A 5,328-nucleotide genomic window follows, 5' to 3' on the forward strand; every position below is an offset into this window, starting at 1 on the left:
AAAGTCCTTTATGCTTCGTTAGATGCTTTCAAAATAGAATCACTATTCGCTTCAATCATCTGCCTTGCCTACAGCACTTTGAACTCCCGCTGAAAGATCACATATTTAATAGGATTGGTATTATTGGTTTTTATTTATTCCATGCAGTTTGTGTTCATTTTTTGTTGCATTGTTCTACAAGGGAACACCATTTCTTTCAACGATGTGCCTCAAACTGAAAAAAAGAAGTGACTCTGATTGAGCACATAATGAATGAAATGGGTATAACCATAATTTGGGATGGTATTTTGAGGTGAACAAAACGTGTGACCGCAAAGCTTGGTGGGGCTTATTTTAGATCAGTAATGATGGGTCGATTGCGGTAAATTGTTGGCATTGATCGGTTAATGATTTTGCGGTGAGGCGTTCAACACTTAATACATGAGTATAACATTGGGTTGTTTGGTTTATTTTCTTCAGTAGTAAATCAAAATCCCCATCTCCAGAGAGTAAAATGACTTCATCTACCGTGGGGGCGATTTCAAGCATATCGATTGTGATCCCAACGTCCCAATCTCCTTTTGCAGAACCATCACTACGCTGAATATAAGGCTTTGTTTTAACTGTGAATCCTATATGTTTCAAGGCATCTTGAAACTTAACTTGTCCGTCATCAGCAGGGGCAATTGCGTAGGCAATTGCATGGCTAATCTTGCCCTGAGCCGATAGACGTTTGTACAAGGCTCGGTAATTAAATGAGCGGCCAAACCCTTGCTTACAGGTGTAATAAATGTTTTGTACATCTACAAATACTGCTAGGTTAGTCATTATTACACCTGTTTTGGTCAAGGTTGCTGTGTTTGTTGCGCGCTTATCGCGGCATTAAGTTGTGCTTCAACAAATCCTGGAGAGTGAGTTGACGAAGATATGAGTCGGTACATTGCAGGGATCACTAATAAGGTGACTATGGTCGCAAATGCCATACCGAAGAATATCACAGTTCCTACCGCAATGCGGCTCTCGCTGCCGGCTCCTGTAGACATAATCAGTGGTATAGCACCAATTAATGTGGTGAATGCGGTCATTAATATCGGCCGCAACCGGCGTGCTGAAGCATCAATAATAGCCTTATCGATTGGTAGGCCTCTATCGCGCAATTGATTGGCAAATTCGACAATCAAAATACCATTTTTAGTTACCATACCAATTAGCATTATCATGCCAATTTGACTATAAATGTTCATTCCTTGATGCATGACGACTAAGCCAATAAATCCGCCCAAAATACCCATGGGAACAGTAAACATGACCACAGCAGGGTTGATAAAGCTTTCGAATTGAGCGGCCAGTACAAGGTAGGCAATGAGAATTGCCAAGCCAAATACCACCATAACTCCTGTTTGGTTTTCTTTAAAATCTTTTGATTCACCAGTGTAAGCAATGGAAATATCGTTTGGCAATAATGTGATAGCTCGTTGTTCTAAAAAGTCGAGCGCTTCGCCTAAGGTATAGCCTTCGCCTAAATTAGCTTTTATGGTAATTGATTTTTGCTTATTGGTATGGCTGAGGCGTTGTGGAGAAGCAACTTCTTCAACTTTAGTGACGGTATCAAGGGTGATTAATTCGCCTTTACTGCTTCGAAAGTAAATTTTACTGAGATCGGTGACGCTGTTAAAGCTGTTTTCATCGCCACGAAGATACACGTCGTACTCTTCTCCGCGTTCCACGAAGGTGGTTTCACTACGGCCTCCCAGCATAATTTCTAAGGTGGTGGATATTTCCGACACGCTAATACCGAGTTCTGCAGCACGCTGCTTATCTACTGTAACCACCAGTTCTGGAGTGGTTTCTGAGTAATCTAAATCGGCTCCTTCAAGCATGGGGCTTGCGTCTGCTTCTTGTTGCAGTACTTGGGCCCATTTAAATAACTCAGAATAGTCTGAACCACCCAGCACAAATTGAACAGGCTCACTTGATTGCCCTCTAAATCCTGGCAACATTGGGCGCACCATTACATCGGGAATATCTTTTAATGTTTTGCTGATTAATGCTAATGCTTGCTTAATATTAGTATCGCGGTCTTGCCAATCTTCTAATTGAATAATAGCAAACCCAGTTTGGTCTCCTGCTCGGCCACCAAAAGCAGGGGCTTCAACACTGAATGACTTGACTACGCCTTGACCGAGTAAGGGCATTAATCTGTTTTCAACAATGTCCATATTAGTCACCATGCGATTATAGCTAGTACCTTCAGCACCTTTGATGAAAGCATATAATACTCCACGGTCTTCTTGTGGTGATAGTTGCGAAGGAACTTGTAACATGAGCAAGTAGCTGCCAGCGATACAGGTGATAATAATGATTGGTGCGGCGAGCCTCCAGCGTAATGCCCACTTAACCATGCGACGATAACTTTGTTCTAGCTGAGCAAAAGCATTATCAATAGCAATGTTGAAACTATTTTTTTTCACATTTGCTTTCAAAAGCTTGCTGCTCATTACGGGAGTAAGAGTAAGGGCAATAAGTGATGAAAATATAACTGACATTGCCAGCATCACAGAAAATTCGGTAAACAGTAATCCGACCATACCATCCATAAATGAAATGGGTAAAAATACCATGACCAATACTAAGGTTGTTGATATAACTGCAAAACCGACTTCGCGAGTTCCTTTGTATGCCGCCAGTAGTGGTTCTTCACCTTGTTCAATATGATGGAAGATATTTTCTACCACCACGATGGCGTCATCAACCACCAATCCAATGGCCAAAATGAGGGCCATTAAGGTTAATAAGTTAATGGAGTAACCTAAGCTGTATGCCGCCATAAATGCGGAAATTAATGACACAGGTACCGTTACTGCTGGGATCAGTGTCGCCCGGACTTGGCCTATGAATATGTACAACACCAGAATAACCAGCACCCCAGTTATAAACAGCGTGTTGTAAACCTCATTAATCGAGCGGTCAATAAATACGTTGGCATCATAATCGACAACTAACTGCGTCCCTTTAGGTAAAAAACTCTGCACTTTATCGACTTCTTGCTGTACTCGCATTGATATATTTAATGGGTTGGCATCTGATTGAGGTATTATTCCTAAGCTTAAGTTAACGATACCATTACTTTTAAAAGTTGAGTTTTCATTTTCTGCACCGATAAAGACACTCGCAACATCTTTAAGGTAAATAGGTGTGCCATCATCTGCGGTGTGAACCACTAAATAATTAAAGTCTTCTGGGCTGAAATATAATCGCTTGGTCCTGACTGACATCACCGTCGTGTCGTTACGTACTTCACCGCCCGGTGTTTCGAGGTTTTCGGTATTTAATGCATTGATAATATCGTTGGTAGTAACATTTCTGCCAGCCATTAATTGTGGCTTTAGTTGTACATACATGACCTTGTATAAACCACCAGATATATTAACTGAACTAACCCCTGTAATTAGGCTAAATCTATCCTCTAATACTCGCTGGGCATAATCTGTAAGTTGAGTGCGATCCATATTTTCAGAGCTCAAGTTAACGTAAATCGACGCTTCGCCAGTACCATTATCTTTAGACACAATAGGTTCATTTGCTTCGTCGGGTAAACGACGCTGTGCTTTTGCGACTGCATCACGAACGTCACTGACACCTTCGGTTAAATTCCAGCCCAGTTCAAATTCAATTGAAATACGCGACATGCCATTTCGAGTGGTTGAGGTAATTTCATCAATTCCGCTGATCCCTGTTAATTCATCTTCGAGAGTCTTCGTTATTTTACTTTCCATAATTGTGGCCGATGCACCACTGTATGTGGTCATCACTGTCACAACAGGGTTTTGCACGTCGGGCATTTCTCTAACTGACAGTTTAGAAAATGACACTAAGCCAAAAACACACAGCAATAAACTCAAAACAATTGCAACAACAGGGCGTTTAACCGCCGTATCACTTAGCCACATTATTTGTGCTCCTGTTTTTTAACACGGCTTGTTTTTGACTGAACCGCCAAATCATGTACTTTGACCCCGTCACGCATATTGACTAACCCTTGAATAACGATGCGGTCACCAATATTAATACCAGATTCTATTAACACTTGATCCTTAATTCTTGCCCCTAATATCACTTGGGTGCGTATGGCGATATTGTGTTGGTTTATCACATAGACATAACGTTTAGTTCCTGAGTATTCAAGCGCTTGAACCGGTACAATAGGAGACGATACGCTCGGGAATATCATTGTTGCTGACATCATCATGCCGGGTTTTAATTGGCCCTTTTGATTATCAAACTGGCTACGAATATTAAGGTTGAGTGTCGCAGAATTCACGCGAGGGTCGATAGCGATAATCTTGCCTGTGAAAATGCTATTACTCCAAGCTCTGCTCGTTGCATTTACGGACATACCAGTGCTTAACAGTGACAGGTAATGTTCTGGTACTTGTAAATCGAGCTGTAATACAGATAAATCGTCCAGTGATAAGAGTGATTCATTGATAGCAACCATCTTCCCGCGACTGAAGTTAATTAGGCCTGTATTGCCAGCAAATGGAGCCGTTAATGTATGATAATCTAGATCTGTTTGAGCTGATTCGAGTCTAGCTAAAGCAATATCAACACTGGATTTTTGTGCTTCTATTTCTGTTTGAGTGATAGCGTTAACGTGGATTAACTTATTAAATTCATTTAGCTTACGAAGTTCATCCTGATAATAGGCTTGGGCTTCTTTTACACTGGCTTTAGCTTTGCGGTTATCTAATGTCAGTAGTATTTGTCCTTTGCTGACGTGTTGATTAGATGTGACTTCAATGGTGTCTATTTTTCCTGCCACTTGTGGCGCTATCATCACTGAGTGGGTTGCTGCCAGTTTTCCTATTAAGGTAATGGATTGCGAGAGCTCATGCTGTTCAACGGTGGCAGTAATGACTGGAACAATCTTCTCTGCTCTGTGAGGCGTGGATGCGGCAATAACATTGAATTCAAAACCTAGATAGAAAGTAAGTATTACCATTGCTGAAGCAAGACAATAGCCAAGTTTTTTGATCATTTGAATACACATCTCTATAAACAATAATTGAAGGGGTCGTTTACGACGATATTAGCTAACAGCTAGCCTGTTTTGATGCCCGTTTATTGTAATTATTTTGGTTTAATTGAGCGTCAAGTATTGTAAATCTTTTTATGTTATTTGTAACAAGGCACATGTAATACCAATCCTATTAAATATGTGGTCTTTCAGCGGGAGTTCAAAGTGCTGTAGGCAAGGCAGATGATTGAAGCGAATAGTGATCCTCGGTAACAAGCTCCTGCGTTACTCTACCTCCAGTATCTGACCGCCATGGATGGTGGGAATGTCTT

3 protein-coding genes are annotated in these 5,328 nt (G+C 41.1%); all 3 read right to left on the reverse strand.

Features of this window, described 5'->3' with window-relative positions; translation table 11 throughout:
• Positions 1-333: 333 nt before the first annotated feature.
• Genes ACWXWT_RS19775 through ACWXWT_RS19785 form a run of 3 tightly spaced genes read right to left on the reverse strand, consistent with a single transcriptional unit; the run spans position 334 to position 5,014 of the window.
• Entirely contained in the window at positions 334-807 is a 474-nt protein-coding gene (locus ACWXWT_RS19775) for a LabA-like NYN domain-containing protein (RefSeq protein ID WP_456043284.1), read from the reverse strand.
• 17 nt (positions 808-824) lie between these two features.
• The gene (locus ACWXWT_RS19780) at positions 825-3,929 is read right to left on the reverse strand and encodes a multidrug efflux RND transporter permease subunit (RefSeq protein WP_456043285.1); all 3,105 of its coding nucleotides are present in this window, start codon (positions 3,927-3,929) and stop codon (positions 825-827) included.
• The gene (locus ACWXWT_RS19785) at positions 3,929-5,014 is read right to left on the reverse strand and encodes an efflux RND transporter periplasmic adaptor subunit (protein ID WP_456043286.1); all 1,086 of its coding nucleotides are present in this window, start codon (positions 5,012-5,014) and stop codon (positions 3,929-3,931) included. The genes ACWXWT_RS19780 and ACWXWT_RS19785 overlap by 1 nt, the downstream gene beginning before the upstream one ends.
• Between the last annotated feature and the right edge of the window lie 314 nt (positions 5,015-5,328).

The organism is Shewanella sp. A22, from assembly GCF_053850585.1.

Coding starts and splice junctions, on each gene's coding strand:
- ACWXWT_RS19775 (WP_456043284.1), bottom strand. CDS start 807: ATGACTAACCTAGCAGTATTTGTAGATGTACAAAACATTTATTACACC.
- ACWXWT_RS19780 (WP_456043285.1), bottom strand. CDS start 3,929: ATGTGGCTAAGTGATACGGCGGTTAAACGCCCTGTTGTTGCAATTGTT.